Genomic DNA, 17452 nt, shown 5'->3' on the forward strand with positions numbered 1-17452 from the left:
CCCGGAAGCGGCGCGGTTAGCTTCGCCAAATGTAGGTTGCGACGAAGCGCCTTGATTTTCCCTCGCCGGAACGCAAGAACCGAGGGGAGGGCGCCTCCCGCGCCAAGGAGGCAAGGGGAGAGACGATCATTAATAAGACCAAAAAGACTGGCAAGAATAAGACCGGCGAGGCTGAGAAGCGGGGAAAGCCCGAGCATAAGAAAGCTACCGCGCGAATTATCATGGACCCCGAGAAGGCGTCGGGGGACGAGGCTCAGCCCGAGCTCGCGGCGTCCGCGAAGAAAGCGAAGCCGGCGAAGAGCAAAGCTGGAAAAGCGCGCGCCGACCTCCCGACGCCGCCCGAAACGCCCAAGTCCCGGGAGAAGCCTGCCACATTCGCGGACGAGATCGACCTCGCGGCCGACAATATGGCCAAGCTCGTCGATCATGGCCGCCGCGTATTGCACGCGGCGATGAGCGCGCCCGACCCGGCGGAGACGACGAGCGAGCTCGCGCTCAACGCCGCCGACGCGACGCGCACGCTCGGCGCCGTCGTCGAGGCGTGGATGAAAAACCCCCAGCGCGCCGCGGGGGCGCAGGCGGAGCTGACCCAGGGGCTCGGGGCGATCTGGACGCAAACGCTGCGCCGGCTCTCGGGCGAGAAAGCCGAGCCCGTCGTCCCTGTCGACCCATCGGACAAGCGCTTCGCCGCGCCGGAGTGGAAGGACAGCCCGTTCTTCGACTTCTTACGTCAGTCCTACTCGCACACGACGCAATGGGCGGACAATATGGTCGAGCGCGCCGAAGGGCTCGATCCCATGACGCGCTCCAAAGCGGCCTTTTATACGCGGCTCATCTCGAGCGCGATCTCGCCTTCGAATTTCGTGGCGACCAATCCCGAGCTCTTGCGCGCGACCATCGACGCGAGGGGCGGCAATCTTGTCCGCGGCCTAGAAATGCTCGCCGAAGATTTGAAAGCCGGCGGGGGCACGCTGAAAATCCGCCAGACTGATCAGAGCAAGTTCGAGCTCGGCGTCGACATGGCGACGACTCCGGGCAAGGTGGTCTTCCGCAACGATGTGATGGAGCTCATCCAATATGCCCCGACGACGGAGGAGGTGCTGGCGCGTCCGCTGCTCATCGTCCCGCCCTGGATCAACAAGTTTTACGTTCTCGATCTGAACCGCGAGAAGAGCTTCGTACGCTGGGCGGTCGATCAGGGGCTGACAGTCTTCATCATCTCCTGGGTCAATCCCGACTCGAGCCAAGCGGAGTTGTCTTTCCCCGACTATATGCGCCGCGGCGTGCTGGCGGCGATCGACGCGATCGAAGCGGCGACCGGGGAAAAGCGCGTCTCTGCGGCTGGCTATTGCGTCGGCGGCACCATGCTCGCCACAACGCTCGCCTATTTGGCGGCCACCGGCGAGGAGCGCGTCCAGAGCGCGACTCTCTTTGCGACGCAAGTCGATTTCACCCACGCCGGCGACATGCAGATTTTCGTCGACAAGGACAAGCTCGCGGCGCTCGAGGAGGCGATGGCGAAGACCGGCTATCTCGACGGCGTCAAGATGGCCAACACCTTCAACGTGCTGCGGCCCAACGAGCTCGTTTGGAACTACATCGTCAATAATTACGTGAAGGGAGAGACGCCTTCCGCTTTCGATCTTTTGGCCTGGAACGCGGACTCCACGCGCATCCCGCGCGCGAACCACTCCTTTTACCTGCGCAACTGCTATCTTGAGAACAATCTCGCCCGGGGCAAGCTCCGGATCGACGGCGTCACGCTGGATCTGAAGAAGGTGACGATCCCAATCTATGAGATCGCCGCGAGGGAGGACCATATCGCGCCGGCGCGCTCGGTCTTCCTCGGCGCCAAGCTCTTTGGCGGGCCGGTCGAATATGTGCTCGCCGGCGCCGGGCATGTGGCGGGAATCATCAATCCGCCCGTCAAGCATAAATATCAATATTGGCGCGGCGGACCGCCGAGGGGCGAGCTCGAGGACTGGATCAAGAACACCCAGGAGGTCAAAGGCTCCTGGTGGCCGAATTGGATCGAATGGTACAAAAGCCAGGCTCCCGAGAAGGTTCCCGCGCGCTGGCCCGGAGAAGGCGGGCTGAAGGCGATTTGCGACGCGCCCGGCGAATACGTCCGCGTGAAGGCGTGAGCTTGCGATGAGCGAAACCACCGCCAAGCCAGGGAATCTTCTGCTGATGGGGCGTTTTGGCGCGCCGCATGGCGTGCGCGGCGAAATCCGCTTGCAGAGCTTCACCGCCGAGCCGCTCTCGATTGCAGACTATGGTCCGCTCTTCGACAAGAGCGGGGCGCGGCGCTTCTTGCTCGAGAGCGCGCGCGAGCAGGGCAGAGAGATGCTCATCGTCAGCGTCAAGGGCGTCGCGGATCGCGACGCCGCGCAAAAACTGACCGGAATTGAGCTTTATCTCCCGCGCGAATCCCTGCCGGCGCCGGAAGAAGACGAGTTCTATCTCGCCGATCTCATCGGCCTCGCCGTCGAGAGCGAAGCAGGCGTAGCGCTCGGGCGCGTGATCGCGCTACGCAATTTCGGCGCGGGCGATATTTTGGAGGTTCTCCCGCAAGGGGGAGGCGAAACCCAGTTCTATCCCTTCACAAAGGCGCTTGCGCCGATCGTGGACGTGGCCGGTGGGCGTGTCGTCGTCATGGCGCCACGCGAAGAAATCGACGAAGAAGACTGAGGCGGCGCCCACTTCTGGGTGCACAAAGTTGATCTGCGGCCGATCAGATGAGCGACGGACAAGCGAGGGCCCGATTGCTCGGACGGCTTGTCAAAAAACTGGAATCGGAAGAGGATTTAATGCTTCGGCCGCCGACCTGCGGAGAGCAAGGCGGCGAGATCGAAGCCGCGGAGATATTTCGAGCCGGGAGAGCGGCGCCGATTTCACGAAGCTGAATTTCCGGCTCTGCTCGAACATTGCGATCTCTCCACGGCGCAGCTTGCAAAACGAGGAGGCCGATCATGAGCATTGGAGGAGCTGAAAATCTGTTGGGCGGGCGCTCCGGACTGGAGCACAAATGGGGCTGGGTCGTCGCGCTCGGCGTCTTTTTCCTGCTTGCGGGCTTCATCGCCCTGACGGATGAGTTCGCCGCGACCGTCGTCAGCGTCTTCGTGACGGGCGTGTCGCTGATCGTCGCTGGCGTCGTGGAAGTCATCACGGGCATACAGGTGCGTCCCTGGCCGCGCGCGCTGGTCTGGGTGCTGGTGGGCGTCGGCGTGGCCGTCGCCGGCGTGCTGATCTTGCGCGACCCCGTGCTTGCGGCCGCGGGCATCACGCTCGCCTTGGGCCTCTGCCTGCTCATCTCGGGGGTGTTTCGACTCATTTTGGCGTTTCAGCTCAAGGACGCGGCGCTTTGGCCGATGGTGGCTTTGGCGGGCCTCTTGAGCGTCGTCGTCGGCGGGCTGATCTTGAGCCGCTGGCCGACTTCGAGCCTTTACATCATCGGGCTGCTGCTCGGCGTGAACCTGATCTTCGCCGGCGCCTCCTGGCTCAGTCTCGGACTGACGCTGAGGAAAAGTGCGTCCGCTTGAGTCGCCGCAAAGCAACGACGCAAGCGGCGCGGGGGCAAAAGCGCGCTCGCCGCTTGCGACATCTAGATCTCGGGCGCCAGGGTCTGAGCCGCCGGGAGCAGCGGATCCTCACCGAAGCGATTGGCGCCCACCGTGCCGCGGAAGCAGAAGCCGATGAGCATGACCAGGGCCGCGAGCGAGCCAAGATAGGGAACCAGTAGCGTCAAATACCACCAACCCGACCAGTCGAGGTCATGCAAGCGCCGCACGGTGACGCAAACCGTCGGAAGCAGCAGGGCCAAAAAGCAGAGACCAAGCACGAGGGCGATAACGATGAACGCCGAGCTGTCTTCAGGCCGAAGTCCCGCAGCCTGCTGATTGGCGGCGATCACGAGGAGCGGAACGCCGCCGAAGATGTAGACAAAGAATGTGAACAGAGCAAACCACCAATATTCGGAGCGCGGAGCGCGGCCCATGAACGCCGAATATTTGGCCGTTAGGCAGGTCTTGACGGCTTCGGGATAACCCATGGATGAGCTCCGCGCCACGCCGAAACGAGTCCGACGCGGCGCCCAGCGTGGCGGAGCCGCGTTTATCGACGACGTAGTTAGGCCCTCGCGGCGGCGCATCAATCGAGGAACGGCGCCGGGCGCCGCTCTCTTGGCCCTGGCCCTTCTCTGCGCTCTGGTGTAGGGCTCAGCGTATGGGGCGGGGATGAGCGGGAACGGCGTGGAGACCAAGGAAAAGAAGGGGCTTTTCGCTCGGCTGTTTGGCCGAGGGGAAGCGCCGGCGCCCCAAGAGGCGCCTCCGCCCGAAGCGGCGGAAGCTGAGGAAGCGGCCCCAGAGGCCCCAAAGCGCAGCTGGCGCGAGAGGCTTTTCGGCGGGTTGTTTCGCTCGTCGCAAGCCCTTCGCAAAGGGCTCGCGGAGCTTTTCACCAAGAAGAAGCTCGACGCGCTGACGCTCGAGGAGCTCGAGGATGTGCTGATCCGCGCCGATCTCGGCGTGGGCGCGGCCTCGCGCATCGCTGACGCCGTAGGCAAGCTGCGCGTCGAGAAGGGGATCGAGCCCGACGAGGTGCGCAAGATCCTTGCGGCTGAGGTCGAGCGCGTTCTGGAGCCCGTGGCGCGGCCGCTCGAGATCGACGAAAGCAAGCGCCCCTTCGTGGTGCTCGTCGTCGGCGTGAACGGCTCCGGCAAGACGACGACGATCGCCAAGCTCACCGCCAAATGGCGCGGGGAGGGGAAAAGCGTGATTCTCGCCGCTGGCGACACCTTTCGCGCCGCCGCGGTCGAGCAGCTCAAACATTGGGGCGCGAAGCTCGACGCCGAAGTCGTCTCCGGCAAGGAGGGCGCGGACGCCGCCGGCCTCGCCTTCGACGCTATCCAGCGAGCCCGCGCGCAAGAGGCGGATCTGCTGCTGATGGACACGGCAGGCCGGCTCCAGAATCGCGCCGAGCTGATGGCCGAGCTCGAGAAGATCGTGCGCGTGATGAAGAAGGCCGATCCCGAGGCCCCGCACGCCACGCTCCTGGTGCTCGACGCCACGGTCGGTCAGAACGCCTTGCAGCAGGTCGAAATATTCGGCAAGACCGCGGGCGTCACGGGCCTCGCCATGACAAAGCTCGACGGCACGGCGCGCGGCGGCATTCTCGTCGCCATAGCGGAAAAATACGGCTTGCCGATTCATTTCGTCGGCGTCGGCGAAACCGCCGAGGACTTGGAGCCGTTTGCGGCCCGTGATTTCGCCCGGGCCATCGCCGGCCTCGAGGACGATGAAGAACCGACAGTCAAAGGGACGGACGCATGACGCAAGAGGCGGCGGGCACGAGGCCGGAGACGAAAACGGCAAAAAGACAGGTTCCGCGCGGCTTGAAATTCGCGGTGGAGCTTGGACCGCTCATCCTGTTTTTCGCGATCAACGCCAAATGGGGGATTTTCACCGCGACCGCCACGCTGATGCTCGTCGTGCCGATCTCGCTCGGCGTGGCGTGGAAGCTCGCGGGGCGCATGCCGGTGATGCCGATGGTCACCGCGGCGCTGGTGATCGTCTTCGGCGGACTGACGCTGCTTCTCAACGACGAGGAGTTCATCAAGATCAAGGTGACGATCCTCTATGCGCTGTTCGGCGCGGCGCTCCTGATCGCGCTCCGCTTCAACAGGCTTCTGCTGCCGATCGTCTTCGACGCGGCCATACATCTCGACGACAACGGTTGGCGCAAGCTCACCTGGCGCTGGAGCTTTTTCTTCTTCTTCCTGGCCGGCTTGAACGAGGTGTTGCGCCACGCGCTCTCGACCGACCAGTGGGTGAGCTTCAAGGTCTTCGGCATCGTCGCGCTCACCTTCGTCTTCGTGCTAACGCAGGCGCCGCTGATGCTCCGCCATGAGATCAAGCCGGAGGACGACACGTCCGAAACGCATTTTTAGGCGGGTTCAGGAAGGCTCTTTCTCCTCCCCACTTGTTGCCTGTTCGCGAGGCCGCCGGATGCAGGTGTCTCGAAGATTCCCAGCGCCGTCATGGCCGGGCTTGTCTCGGCCGTCCACGCCTGTCCGCTGCGACAGAGTCGAAGAGCTGCGTCTCTCGCGAAGGCGGCAAGCTCCTGCCCTATTACACAGAAATCTTCGGCCTTTCGGCGTGGATGGCCGGGACAAGCCCGGCCATGGCGGGACCTGTGACGACCCGAGCCGCACTCTCCTCGCCATTGGGTAGAGGCGCTCATGCTCACCCGTCTCTCCATTCGCGACATCGTGCTCATCGACGCGCTCGATCTCGACCTTGCGGACGGACTCACGACGCTGACGGGCGAGACGGGCGCGGGCAAGTCGATCCTGCTCGACGCCTTCATGCTGGCGCTCGGCGGGCGGGGAGACGCCTCGCTCGTGCGCGCGGGCGAGGCCCAGGGCCAGGTCGCCGCGGTTTTCGAGCTTTGCGCGGACCATCCCGCGCATCTTGCGGCGCGCGAGCTCGGTCTCGACACGCAGAGCGAGCTCGTGCTGCGCCGCGTGCAGAACGCAGATGGGCGCAGCCGCGCCTTCGTCAACGACCAGCCGGTGTCCGCGCAAGGTTTACGCGCTATCGGGCGCGAGCTCGTCGAGATCCACTGTCAGCACGATGAGCGGGCGATGGTCGACCCGGCCGCGCATCGCGCGCTCGTCGACGCGCATGGCGGCCTGTTGCGCGAGGTCGAGGCGCTACGCGGCTTGCACGCGGCGAGGAACGCGGCGAAGCGCGCGTTGGAAGAGGAAGAAGCGCGCGTCGCCAAGGCTCGCGCGGAGGCCGATTATTTGCGCCATGCGCATCAGGAGCTCGCGGAGCTTGCCCCGGAGGAGGGCGAGGAGGAAAGTCTCGCTGCGCGGCGGCTGGCGATGCAACGGGCGGAGAAAGTCGCAGCGGATCTCCGCGACGCCCTGGAAGTCTTTTCCGGCGATCATTCCGCGGTGGCTTCGCTCGCGCAAGCCGTACGTCGTCTCGAGCGACGCTCAGCGACGGCGCCGGAGCTGCTCGAGCCGCCCTTGAAGCTCCTGGGGCAGGCCCTCGACGCGCTGGCCCTTGCCGAGCAGGCGCTGGAAGCCGCGCTGGAGCAGGCGAATTCCGATCCGCGCGAGCTCGAAAAAGTCGAGGAGCGGCTCTTTGCGTTGCGCGCTGCGGCGCGCAAGCATCAGGCGCGCGTCGCCGAGCTGCCGGCCGTCGCCAGAAACATCGCGCAAGCGCTCGCCGCTCTCGACGCCTCTGAGGTCCGGCTGACCGAGCTTGCGCGCCTCGCGAAAGACTCGAAGGCCGCCTATGACACGGCGGCGCATGCGTTGAGCCAAGCGAGGCGCAAGGCCGCGAAGGCGCTCGATGCTGAAGTCGACGCGGAGCTGAAGCCGCTGAAGCTGGGCGGCGCGCAGTTCCACACATCGATCGCGAGCGACCCCGATAACGGCGGCCCCGAGGGGATCGACCGGATCGAGTTCTGGGTGCAGACCAATCCTGGCTCGCGTCCGGGACCTTTGACGAAAGTCGCCTCGGGCGGCGAGCTCGCCCGCTTCCTTCTGGCGCTCAGAGTGGTCCTCGCCGATCGCGGATCGGCGCCCACGCTCGTCTTCGACGAAATCGACACGGGCGTCGGCGGCGCGGTGGCGGATGCGATCGGCGAACGTCTGTCGCGGCTCGCGAGACGCGTCCAGGTCCTTGCAGTCACCCACGCGCCGCAGGTCGCAGCGAAGGCGCAACAGCATCTGCGCATCGCCAAGGCGCCAGCCAACCGCAATGAGGAGCGTTTGGCGACTCGCGTGACGGCGCTCGCCGCCTCTGAACGCCGCGAGGAGATCGCGCGCATGCTCGCCGGCGCGACGGTCACCGACGAGGCGCGGGCTGCGGCGGCGCGATTGCTGAAAGGGACGCGCTAGATCACGCTTCGATCAGGCGGAATCGCCAGAACGCAGAATACGTGATCGACTCCAAAGTTTAAGCGCGAAGTGCGCGCGAAAAACCGGCTCCCTGTCTTTCGCATCGCACTCTTGAAAGCGTCCCGCGCGACAGGCCCGCAGAGTCGACGCTAGAGGCGCGTACGTACTGCAGTGCTGTATTTTCCACAATGATGCGCAAATTCGCCTCGCCCATATCAAAAGCAGAAGTCGACGAAGCCTTTCGCTGACGGACGCCGGGGGTGTGCGGGGAAGGCTCGCGCGTCCGGAATGCAAACGGGCGACCAGAGGCGCGTCGAGCGCGCTCGCTGCGAGGGAATTTGGTTTTTGGCCGGCCTTCTCGCAGGCTCCAGCCTTTTCTTGTTGATCAGCTCCTCTGCCTTCTGGCGCCTGCGTCCAGACACAGAGAGTGCGCGCGCAAAGAAGCCTTGCCGGATCGATGTGCCGCCTCGAATTCCGGGCGTGAGGGCCGCGAGCCGCTTTCCGCAAACGGGTTGCGTCAAATGATCGCAGCGTCACGATGTCGGATTGGCTTGGCGCTTGCCTCTGGGCGATGGCCATTGCCGACAATGCGCCATCATAGGCGCTCGCCCCTACGGCGCGATGAGAAGGAAAATTGGACCATGCTGGGACCGCAAGAAATATACGCGATCATGACGCTGATGCGAGGCGCGTCGCTGTTGCTCGTTCTCGTCTTCGCCTTCAAGATCCTCAAGCACTTCGTGCTGACTCTCTGAGGAGAACGCGCCACCAAGCTTGTGGCGCGCCAAACGGCATGCGCCGGACCATGCGGGTAGCCCGTGAGTTATCCTTGCGTCAGTTCGCTCGTTCCCTTTGCGCGCTCAGCCGCGCTTCGATTTCGTTTACGCGCGATCTCACCGTCCGCCAATTGGGCGGGCGCAGTCCATTTTTGCGGCAGCGCTCTTGAATTTCCTTGTAGAGCCGCGTGTAGCTCGGCGCCAGCGGCGTAAAATAAAAGGTTTCGATCGTTTCGCGGATCAGATATTCGCGCGTCGCGTCGAGCATGCGCGCGCCTTTCGGGCGGCCGATGGGCCGCGCTTTCGGGTCGACCACCGCGCCGCAGGCGCGAAACGTCTTGATCATGCGATAGGCGGTGGAGCGGCTGACGCCGAGCTTGTCCGTCACCTCCTCGATGTGTTCTTGCGAGAGGCGCTTGCCGGCCCGCAGGATGATGTCGCGAATGGCGTCGGTGCGGACGCGCGTCTGCGCGTCGCGTGGACTTAGGTCCAACTTATGGTCGCTCATGGCTCGGGCTCCGAAGGTTTTCCGCGCTCCGCCTCGCCTTCGTCGAGGCCTAGCTAACGAGCTGTTTCTACGGCGAGTCGCTAGGAATGGCGAGCAAAGAGCGCCCTCCGTCCCTGCGACGCTTTGCCTCATCCGGTGTTGCGCAGGCCCGCGGCCACGCCATTGATCGAGGTTAGAATGCCCTCGCGGATTTCGTCGTTCGTCTCGCCGGCGCGCCAACGGCGGATCAATTCGATCTGCAGATAGTTCAAGGGCGCTATATAGGGCATGCGCAGCTTCAGGGAGCGCGCGAGTGAAGGATTGTCCGCAAGCCGCGTCTCTTCGCCCGTAATCGCCTGCAGCGCGGCGACCGCGCGGCCATGCTCGGCCTCGATCTCGCCAAATATGACGCGGGCGGACTCCTGGTCGGGCGCGAGCCCGGCATAGTGACGGGCGATCGACAGATCTGTCTTGGCGAGAATCATGTCGATGTTCGAGAGCAGCACCCGGAAGAACGGCCAGTCGCGATTCATCCGCTGCAGGAGGCGCAGCCGGGGCTCGTAATCTTTCTCGAGGAAATGCGCTATGGCTGAGCCGAAGCCGAACCAGCCGGGCAGCGCAAGGCGCGCCTGGCCCCAGGCGAAGCTCCAGGGAATCGCGCGCAGATCTTCTATCCGACGCGAGGGTCTACGTGACGCCGGCCGAGAGCCGATGTTGAGCGCGGCGATCTCGGAGATCGGCGTCGAGCCGAAATAGTAGTCGACAAAGCCCTCTGTCTCGTAAACCATCTTGCGATAGGCGGCCATGCCGTCGCGCGACAACGCTTCTGCGGCCAAGAGGAATTCGTCGGGGGGCGCCTGGCGATCGGAGAGCAGCGTCGCCTCGAGCGTCGCCGCAACGATCAACTCGAGCTGGCCGCGCCCAATCTGCGCGTTAGCGTATTTCGCGGCGATGACCTCGCCTTGCTCCGTCATGCGGATCTGGCCGTTCACCGTGCCCGGCGGCTGCGCGAGAATGGCGTCATAGGTGGGTCCGCCGCCGCGCCCGACGGTTCCGCCGCGCCCGTGGAAGAGCCGCATCGAGATGCTCGGGATGGTCGAGAAGAAATCGGCGAGCGCCGTCGAGGCCCGATAGAGCTCCCAAATGCTCGTGACGATTCCGCCGTCCTTGTTGCTGTCGGAATAGCCGAGCATGATGTCTTGCGTCGCCCCGGAATGGGCGACGAGCGCGGCGATTCCTGGCAGCGCGTAGAAATCGCGCATGATGGGCGCGGCGTTGCGCAGGTCTTCGATCGTCTCGAAGAGCGGCGTGATGATGAGGTCCGCCCAGGCCGAGGCGGCGTCCTCCTCCGCGAGCGAGCCATGCATCAGCCCGCACTCCTTTTGCAGGAGCAGCACTTCCAGGAGATCGCTCACCGTCTCTGTGTGCGAGACGATGTAGTGTCGAATCGACTCGTCGCCGAAATCCCGCCGCATGCGGAGAGCCGTTTCGAAAATTTCGAGCTCGGAGCGCGCAGCCTGCGAATATTTTGCCTCGGCGAAACGCAGCGGGCGGCGTTCGCTCAGCAGGCGCATCAGGAGCTGCTGCTTTTCCCTCTCGCCGAGCGCCGCATAATTGTCGCAGACGCGCGCGCAGGCGAGAAGCTCGCCGATGGTCTCCTCGTGCCGGTCGGAGCTTTGTCGCAGATCGACCGTCGCAAGGTGGAAACCGAAAACCTCGACCGCGCGGATCAAGGGTTCGAGACGCTGCGAGGCGACCACCTCGCTATGGTGCAGACGGAGTGACTCGTCGATCGCCACGAGGTCGGCGAGAAAAGCCCAGCTGTTGGCGTAGGGCTCGCCGGGCGCGACGGCGTGGCGTTGCGCCTCCTGGCCGGTGAGCTTCGTGAGCGTCGCGGCGAGCCGCGCATAGACGCCGATGAGGGCGCGACGATAGGGCTCGTCGTCGCGGTGCGGGTTGTCGTCGCCGGAGCGAAGCGCCAGCTCCTCGACCGCCTTGGTCGCGCCGGCGTATTTCCTCGAGATCGATAGCTCGCCGCCAAGCTGATGCACTTCGATGAGATAAAATCGCAGCGCCACCTCGGCCTGCAATTTGAGCGCGGTCTCGAGCGAAGCGGCCACCACATTGGGATTGCCGTCGCGGTCGCCGCCGACCCAGGTGCCCATGCGCAAGAAGGGCGGCACCCGCAGGCCCTCGATGCGGCGCTCCACATCCGCGTAAATATTCGGAATTTCGACAAGAAAGGTCGAGCGGTAGTAGCTCAGCGTATTCTCGATCTCGTCGCGCACCGAAAGGCGCGCATGGCGCAACAGCTCGGTCTGCCAAAGCTGCGAGACGCGCGCCAAAAGCTGCTCCTCGTTGCGCGCCAGCTCGCTCTTGGCGCGCAACGAGTCTCGCTGCGCCAAGAGCGAGAAGACAGCATGCTCGGCGTCGAGAAGGCACTTGCGTCGCACCTCGGTCGGGTGAGCCGTCAACACTGGCGATATCCAGGCGCGCGCAAGAACCTGCGCGATCTTGCCGGCGCCGATCGAAGCCTTGCGAAGCTTCGCGAAGCTTTTGGCGAGGCTCGGCTCGGCTCCCGGCATTTCGCCGGCCGCCTCGGCCCGCGCCCGCTGCTGCAGCGGATGCAAATCCTCGGCGATGTTGCCCAAATGCAGGAAATAGCTGAAGGCGCGGATGACCGAGACCGCCTCGCGGGCCGTGAGCTGGCGCAACAGCGAGTCGAGCCTGTCGGCGGCCTCATGTTCGTTGCGGCTTGCGGCGATCGACAGCCTCCGAATGGTCTCGATCCGTTCGTAGGCCTCTTGCCCCTCGTGCTCGCGCACGGTCTGGCCGAGCAGGCGTCCGAGCAGGCGCACGTCCTCATGCAGCCCCTGATCGTTGCGCGAGGACTCCAAACGCAGCCCGTTCGGAGCGTCCGGGCCCATCTGGGCGGCGCGCACGGCGAGAGGGGAGGGTTCCGCGACCTGCATGGAAAGGACCTCCTTGGGCTAAGGCGCGATGCAATGACCGGGCCGGAGGGGGCTCTATAGCAGGCTTCGGCGCCAAACTCGAACGCCGCCGTCGCTTTCCTGGCGGCGGCGACATCTCCAGTCGGGTCTGATGTGTCATCGCTTGACTTATCCCTTAAACCCCTCCGTATGACCGTCTTCCTTCAGCCTGAACACAAAGCACCCATGACCGTCGACTTCCACCATGAAATCGCCGAGAGACACGACAAGGCGCTCGTGATCGACTTCGGCTCGCAGGTCACCCAGCTCATCGCGAGACGGGTGCGCGAGGCGGGGGTCTATTGCGAGATCGCGCCTTTCCAGAAGGCCGAGGAGGCCTTCGCCGAGACGCGGCCCAAGGCCGTGATCCTCTCGGGCGGACCCTGCTCGGTGACGGACGAAGGCTCGCCGCGCGCGCCGCAGGCGATTTTTGACGCGGGTATCCCAGTCCTCGCCATCTGCTACGGCGAGCAGCTATTAGCGGAGCAGCTTGGCGGCAAGGTCGAGGCCGGCCATCATCGTGAATTCGGCCGCGCGGACCTCGAAGTCGTGACCCCGAGCCCCCTGTTTGAGGGCGTCTGGGCGGTCGGCGGCCGGCATCAGGTCTGGATGAGCCATGGCGACCGCGTCACGCGCCTGCCGGACGGCTTCGCGATCATCGGCAAGTCCGAGAACGCGCCCTTCGCAGCAATCGCGGATGAAAAACGTCGCTTCTACGGCGTGCAGTTCCACCTCGAGGTCGCGCATACGCCCGACGGCGCCAGGCTGATCTCGAACTTCCTGCACAAGATCGCGGGGCTCAAATCCGACTGGACCATGGCGGCTTTTCGCTCTGAAGCCGCGCGGGCGATCCAGAAGCAAGTGGGCCTAGGGCGTTCGGCAGAACGTCCGTCGCAGGCGGCAGGCTATGGAAGGGTGCTTTGCGGCCTCTCCGGCGGCGTCGACAGCGCCGTCGCGGCCGTGCTCATCCATGAGGCGATCGGCGACGCCCTGACTTGTGTTTTCGTCGACCACGGACTCTTGCGCCAGGGCGAGGCCGAGGAGGTCGTGAGCCTCTTTCGCGACCACAACAATATCCCGCTGCGTCATGTGCAGGCGCAGGAGTTGTTTCTTACCGCGCTCGAAGGCGTCGAGGACCCGGAGGTCAAGCGCAAGACGATCGGCCGGCTCTTCATCGAAGTTTTCGAGGCCGAGGCGAAGAAGATCGCCGAGGACGGCCGCGGCGCGCCGCAGTTCCTGGCGCAGGGCACGCTCTACCCGGATGTGATCGAAAGCGTCTCCTTTACCGGCGGGCCTTCGGTGACGATCAAGTCGCATCACAATGTCGGGGGTCTGCCCGAGCGCATGAACATGGCGCTGGTCGAGCCTTTGCGCGAGCTTTTCAAGGACGAGGTGCGAGCGCTCGGCCGCGAGCTCGGCCTGCCGGAAGCCTTCGTCGGCCGCCATCCCTTCCCCGGCCCGGGGCTTGCGATCCGCTGCCCGGGCGCGGTGACGCGCGAGAAGCTCGAAATCCTGCGCAAGGCCGATGCGGTCTATCTGGACGAAATCCGCAAGGCGGGCCTCTACGACGAGATTTGGCAGGCTTTCGCGGCGCTGCTTCCCGTGCGCAGCGTCGGCGTGATGGGCGACGGGCGCAGCTACGACTATGTGCTGGCGCTTCGCGCCGTGACCAGCACCGACGGCATGACCGCGGATTTCTATCCTTTCGACATGAGTTTTTTAGGCCGGGCGGCGACGCGAATCGTCAATGAGGTGAAGGGCGTGAACCGGGTCGTCTATGACGTGACCAGCAAGCCGCCGGGGACCATCGAGTGGGAATGAGGGGTACAAACGGCGGCAAAAGGGTAGTTTCGGCGGCGATTTTCCCTGCTGTTCCCGTCCGCTCGTCACCTTCGTCCGCGCCAACTTGAGCGAAATCAAAGTTGCAAGATGTCCAGCCTGGACTCGGTTAGCAGCTGCGGCTCGCTCCTAACGGCCGTGGCGCCTCTTGTACTTTGCTCCACTCCCACACGGGCACGGATCATTCCGTCCCACCTTCTTGGTCTTCACAGGAGAGATTGCGTTTTTTGGCTGGTTGAGTTTCACCGCCCGTGTGGGTTGAGCCATTCGGGCGGCGTCTTCGTAAATGTGGGCATTTTCTTCCGTTCGCGCTGTCGGAATGTTGACTGCGAAAGGCTGCGCTCGGTGGTAGGTTCCATCGGCACTAACCTCTGCCACGACGCCAATGATGTTAGAGGCTCTGAGGGCCAGCGCAGCTGCGCTGGCCTTGTCATTCACCTTGGTCCAGTTAACTTGGTGGTCGTGTTGTTGAAGCCAAACGAAGAGCGGCTCGCCGACGGTGGACAAGATAAATTAGCGAGCGGGATGCTGGTTCAAGGTTTGGCGAAGGTCGGACAGCATCTTGGCTAGGTTATTCCGGCCTTCCTCTCCCAAGGCACGGATATGGCTCTCGGCCGAAAGCCATCCGCGTGCTCGGGTGGCGTCAAGCGCTTCAAGCAGCGTCAGCACTTGCTCCGGGAAGTCCTGCGCCGGAAACGGCCCGTTTTCCCAGTCTTCACCCTCGAAGCTCCTGTCAACGATGTCGCTCCTGCCGTCCCAGACGAGCATGTTGACCTTGCCGCCCTTTAATTGGTCGGCAATGTCCTGATCGAAGCGGTTCTTCTTCAGGTACGCGCCCAGGTGGTCGAACTCGTCGAAGAGATGAGCCCGGCGTATCCCCGCCACGGATTGTCGCACCTCCATGTATGGGCAAATGAGCCTGGCGTGGGCAGGAGCCGCTTGAGCACGAATAGCTCGTCAATGGACAGCGAAATGAAGGCATGCTTCCCAAGTAGCGGCTTAATCTGCGGCAGTTCCTTGCAGTACGTCGAAAAGGGCGAGAATGACTCGACTGTCAGCCCAATCGGCACCAACACGCGGTAGTCGGAGCGGCGGACACGGCCGCACTCTTCATATTTGCCGTCGACGAGGTGATAGAGCGGCACTTCGTCCGCAGAATTCAGGTAGCTAAAGAAGCGCTCGCACTGCTTGTACGCCTTGAGCACCAAGTCATGCACGGACTGGGCGTGGCGGCCGAAATCAAGCGCCGGCGACGCAATGGTGGCGGCCGCTCCTGCCTTGGCTTCAACCAGGTACAACACGTCGTCGACCAGGATGAGGGTGTCGTTTTCGGCCCACTGCTTGCTGGCGGGGTCCTTGTAGTAGACCTCCTGGAAAACTGTGCGCCTGGAAGCTGGACCGTCAGAATGTCGGCGAAAGCAGCTTCGCTCATCGTCTTCTGCCGATCTTCAAAGGTCTTCTTGTAGTCCGGCTTTTGCTGAAGGAGGTTGTAGAGAAGTGCGCGATACCCCGCGTCGCGGATGAAGCACGGGTCGACGGCGTAGTAGTCCGATCCAAGCTGGATTAGGGGTTTCTTTCGGGCAGGCAGTGTCCGATAGGGTGTCCCCACAAAATCGCCCGCAGCGAAGAACTCGGTTTCTTCTCCGCGCCCGTACGCCAAGTCCGTCAGCAGCATCGGCGGCAGCTTCGTGTGGCGGCTCACGTTGGCGATGCCGCCCCGAAACATGTCATCCATCGCCCGCCCCGCGGCTATCGATTGTTCCGCATTGGCTGCAACCCACGCCTCCATGACAGCTTCCAGAGGCTTGCCCTGTGCTGCAGCGAAAGCCTGTGCCGCCTCAAACTGCTTCATCATCTCCATGACCGCGTCGGCATGCCCAGAACGCATGGCGTCGGCCATGGCCTGAAAGCCGTCCGCGATAACGGCGGCACCGACGCCGTACACCTCTTTCAGGACATCATTGTGAGGCGCCAGAACGTAGCGATAGAACTCTCCTTCCAAAACTTGGTAGCGATTGCCGCGTAGCATGATCCAGGTGGATTTCGCGCGGAATTCAATGTCGGCCGTGTCGGGACCGAAGACGCCGTCCTTAGTATCGGCGGAAGTGGCCATGGCAAAAAGCACGGCTTGCTCTCGCAGTTTGCGGCCAAGTTCAAACAGCTCGGCGCACTGTGCTTCGTCGAATGTTACGTCTGCAGAAGCAGCATCTGACGCGAGAACCGCGTGCACGTACTCCAGCAGGAACTGTCTTTCGTTGATCAGGTCATCCGGGCCGTTCGCTTCGCGTTGCTCCCCGGTGGTGCCTTGGTCTGTCACCGCTTTAATTATGTGCTGGGCGTAGATGTAGCCGAGCAAATCGTGCGCGGGCATGGCGACAATCAGCGCGCGCATACGGCCGGCGGCGGCTTCCATGTCTTTCAGTAGAGAGGCTGCAACCTCTTTTCGCTTTTGCTCGTTCATGAATATATGCACACCTGACATCCCCTCGGCACAATATTGCGCAGTGCGCATCCATAGCTAGCGTAGGCGTCGCACTCTTTCAGATAGACTCATCGTGGTCAATCTCCCGTGGCTCGCCGAGCAGTTCAATATCAGCCTCATTTGGCACGAACGCTGTCATGGTCATGCGGGCCAACGTTGGATTCGAGAGTTGCTCAGCGAGCTGGCGGGCGAGAAAGCGGCCGGGAATTCCGCGTGATCGGCGCATGGATATGGCTGCCGAACTATCCTCGCTCACCCCGCTGTCTCCCTGTCCAGAAGCGCGCGTTTGCGCTCCACGCCCCAGCGATAGCCCGACAAGTCGCCGTCGGAGCGTACCACGCCGTGGCAAGGTATGGCGACGGCAATCTTGTTGGCGGCGCAGGCCTGCGCGACGGCTCGAACGGCGGCCGGTTTGCTAATGCGGGCGGCGACTTCGGCGTAACTGGCGGTGTTGCCTGGCGGGATTTCGCGAAGCGCCTGCCAGACTCGCTGTTGAAAGGCCGTGCCGCGCACATCGAGCGGAAGCGCGAGCCCGGTCTTTGGCGCTTCGACGAAGGCCACGACTTGGGCGACCAGTTTTTCAAACTCAGCGTCTCCGCCGATGAGACTGGCTTTGGAAAAGCGATCCTGGAGCTCGCGCAGCAGATCCTCGGGATCATCGCCCAGGGTAATCGCGCAGACGCCCTTGTCACTGCACGCCACCAGAATGGCGCCGAGCGAGCACTCGGCGACGGCGAAGCGGATCACGACGTTCTTGCCGCCACCCTTGAACGCGCTTGGCGTTATCCCGAGCAGAGCATTCGAGTTCTCGTAGAAGCGGCTGTTGGAGGAATAGCCGGCGCTGTAGATGGCGTCGGTCACTGACGCGCTGCTTTTGGCGCTTACCCCCGGATGAGTGGGTTCGCGAAAATCGAGAGCGGGCTCGCTGTCATGAATTGGATGATGGGACTTTCAATCGTCTCGCTCACC

The 17452-nt window shown here is 63.7% G+C and carries 14 protein-coding genes and 1 pseudogene; 7 read left to right on the top strand and 8 right to left on the bottom strand.

The window, feature by feature from the left end:
• Positions 1-221: 221 nt before the first annotated feature.
• The 3 genes from QMG80_RS13285 (at position 222) to QMG80_RS13295 (ending at position 3542) form a co-directional block, all read left to right on the top strand.
• On the top strand, positions 222-2144 hold the full coding sequence (locus tag QMG80_RS13285; RefSeq protein WP_085773242.1) for a PHA/PHB synthase family protein: 1923 nt from the start codon (positions 222-224) through the stop codon (positions 2142-2144).
• Positions 2145-2151: 7 nt separating this feature from the next.
• Positions 2152-2691: a ribosome maturation factor RimM gene (gene rimM / locus QMG80_RS13290; RefSeq protein ID WP_085773243.1), complete on the top strand. Its 540-nt coding sequence runs from the start codon at positions 2152-2154 to the stop codon at positions 2689-2691.
• Between the two features lie 281 nt (positions 2692-2972).
• The gene (locus QMG80_RS13295) at positions 2973-3542 is read left to right on the top strand and encodes an HdeD family acid-resistance protein (protein WP_085773244.1); all 570 of its coding nucleotides are present in this window, start codon (positions 2973-2975) and stop codon (positions 3540-3542) included.
• A gap of 62 nt (positions 3543-3604) precedes the next feature.
• On the opposite strand, the gene QMG80_RS13300 is transcribed toward QMG80_RS13295, so the two are convergent.
• The gene (locus tag QMG80_RS13300) at positions 3605-4051 is read right to left on the bottom strand and encodes a DUF805 domain-containing protein (protein WP_085773245.1); all 447 of its coding nucleotides are present in this window, start codon (positions 4049-4051) and stop codon (positions 3605-3607) included.
• A gap of 184 nt (positions 4052-4235) precedes the next feature.
• Between QMG80_RS13300 and ftsY the strand changes: the two genes are divergently transcribed.
• From ftsY to recN, 3 genes are all read left to right on the top strand, one after another.
• Positions 4236-5327 carry a signal recognition particle-docking protein FtsY gene (gene ftsY / locus QMG80_RS13305; RefSeq protein WP_085773246.1) on the top strand — a complete coding sequence of 364 codons (1092 nt, stop codon included), beginning with the start codon at positions 4236-4238 and terminating at the stop codon, positions 5325-5327.
• Positions 5324-5944, top strand: a complete 621-nt coding sequence (locus tag QMG80_RS13310; protein ID WP_085773247.1) for a septation protein A — start codon at positions 5324-5326, stop codon at positions 5942-5944. Before ftsY ends, QMG80_RS13310 begins: the two co-directional genes overlap by 4 nt.
• A 291-nt stretch (positions 5945-6235) precedes the next feature.
• Positions 6236-7909, top strand: coding sequence for a DNA repair protein RecN (gene recN, locus QMG80_RS13315; protein WP_085773248.1), 1674 nt, complete (start codon positions 6236-6238; stop codon positions 7907-7909).
• 834 nt (positions 7910-8743) lie between these two features.
• On the opposite strand, the gene QMG80_RS13320 is transcribed toward recN, so the two are convergent.
• Together QMG80_RS13320 and ppc are read right to left on the bottom strand one after the other, a co-directional pair.
• Complete coding sequence (locus tag QMG80_RS13320; RefSeq protein ID WP_102938137.1) at positions 8744-9193, bottom strand: helix-turn-helix domain-containing protein; 450 nt, start codon at positions 9191-9193, stop codon at positions 8744-8746.
• 128 nt (positions 9194-9321) lie between these two features.
• Entirely contained in the window at positions 9322-12099 is a 2778-nt protein-coding gene (ppc, locus tag QMG80_RS13325; protein WP_199769097.1) for a phosphoenolpyruvate carboxylase, read from the bottom strand.
• A gap of 249 nt (positions 12100-12348) precedes the next feature.
• Here ppc and guaA point away from each other — a divergent pair, with 249 nt between their 5' ends.
• Positions 12349-13983 carry a glutamine-hydrolyzing GMP synthase gene (guaA, locus tag QMG80_RS13330; protein ID WP_085773251.1) on the top strand — a complete coding sequence of 545 codons (1635 nt, stop codon included), beginning with the start codon at positions 12349-12351 and terminating at the stop codon, positions 13981-13983.
• A 147-nt stretch (positions 13984-14130) separates the two neighbouring features.
• On the opposite strand, the gene QMG80_RS21585 is transcribed toward guaA, so the two are convergent.
• The 5 genes and pseudogenes from QMG80_RS21585 to QMG80_RS13350 all read right to left on the bottom strand — a co-directional run.
• The gene (locus tag QMG80_RS21585) at positions 14131-14268 is read right to left on the bottom strand and encodes an SEC-C metal-binding domain-containing protein (RefSeq protein WP_349775652.1); all 138 of its coding nucleotides are present in this window, start codon (positions 14266-14268) and stop codon (positions 14131-14133) included.
• Between the two features lie 246 nt (positions 14269-14514).
• Positions 14515-14886, bottom strand: coding sequence for a hypothetical protein (locus QMG80_RS13335; RefSeq protein WP_199769004.1), 372 nt, complete (start codon positions 14884-14886; stop codon positions 14515-14517).
• 274 nt (positions 14887-15160) lie between these two features.
• Positions 15161-16462 (bottom strand): hypothetical protein, encoded by a 1302-nt coding sequence (locus tag QMG80_RS13340; protein WP_199769005.1) that lies wholly within the window; start codon positions 16460-16462, stop codon positions 15161-15163.
• A gap of 79 nt (positions 16463-16541) precedes the next feature.
• Positions 16542-16739 (bottom strand): hypothetical protein, encoded by a 198-nt coding sequence (locus QMG80_RS13345; RefSeq protein ID WP_085773252.1) that lies wholly within the window; start codon positions 16737-16739, stop codon positions 16542-16544.
• A pseudogene (locus tag QMG80_RS13350) lies at positions 16736-17344 on the bottom strand (methylated-DNA--[protein]-cysteine S-methyltransferase); the annotation flags it as partial. The pseudogene QMG80_RS13350 and the gene QMG80_RS13345, both read right to left, overlap by 4 nt.
• Positions 17345-17452 lie beyond the last annotated feature (108 nt).

This window comes from Methylocystis bryophila, from assembly GCF_027925445.1.
GTDB classification, from domain to species: Bacteria; Pseudomonadota; Alphaproteobacteria; order Rhizobiales; family Beijerinckiaceae; genus Methylocystis; species Methylocystis bryophila.

What these genes read in the sequence shown, in the direction of transcription:
- QMG80_RS13285 (WP_085773242.1), top strand. Translation starts at nt 222, where the DNA reads ATGGACCCCGAGAAGGCGTCGGGGGACGAGGCTCAGCCCGAGCTCGCG.
- rimM (WP_085773243.1), top strand. Translation starts at nt 2,152, where the DNA reads ATGAGCGAAACCACCGCCAAGCCAGGGAATCTTCTGCTGATGGGGCGT.
- QMG80_RS13295 (WP_085773244.1), top strand. Translation starts at nt 2,973, where the DNA reads ATGAGCATTGGAGGAGCTGAAAATCTGTTGGGCGGGCGCTCCGGACTG.
- QMG80_RS13300 (WP_085773245.1), bottom strand. Translation starts at nt 4,051, where the DNA reads ATGGGTTATCCCGAAGCCGTCAAGACCTGCCTAACGGCCAAATATTCG.
- ftsY (WP_085773246.1), top strand. Translation starts at nt 4,236, where the DNA reads ATGAGCGGGAACGGCGTGGAGACCAAGGAAAAGAAGGGGCTTTTCGCT.
- QMG80_RS13310 (WP_085773247.1), top strand. Translation starts at nt 5,324, where the DNA reads ATGACGCAAGAGGCGGCGGGCACGAGGCCGGAGACGAAAACGGCAAAA.
- recN (WP_085773248.1), top strand. Translation starts at nt 6,236, where the DNA reads ATGCTCACCCGTCTCTCCATTCGCGACATCGTGCTCATCGACGCGCTC.
- QMG80_RS13320 (WP_102938137.1), bottom strand. Translation starts at nt 9,193, where the DNA reads ATGAGCGACCATAAGTTGGACCTAAGTCCACGCGACGCGCAGACGCGC.
- ppc (WP_199769097.1), bottom strand. Translation starts at nt 12,099, where the DNA reads ATGGGCCCGGACGCTCCGAACGGGCTGCGTTTGGAGTCCTCGCGCAAC.
- guaA (WP_085773251.1), top strand. Translation starts at nt 12,349, where the DNA reads ATGACCGTCGACTTCCACCATGAAATCGCCGAGAGACACGACAAGGCG.
- QMG80_RS21585 (WP_349775652.1), bottom strand. Translation starts at nt 14,268, where the DNA reads ATGGCTCAACCCACACGGGCGGTGAAACTCAACCAGCCAAAAAACGCA.
- QMG80_RS13340 (WP_199769005.1), bottom strand. Translation starts at nt 16,462, where the DNA reads ATGAACGAGCAAAAGCGAAAAGAGGTTGCAGCCTCTCTACTGAAAGAC.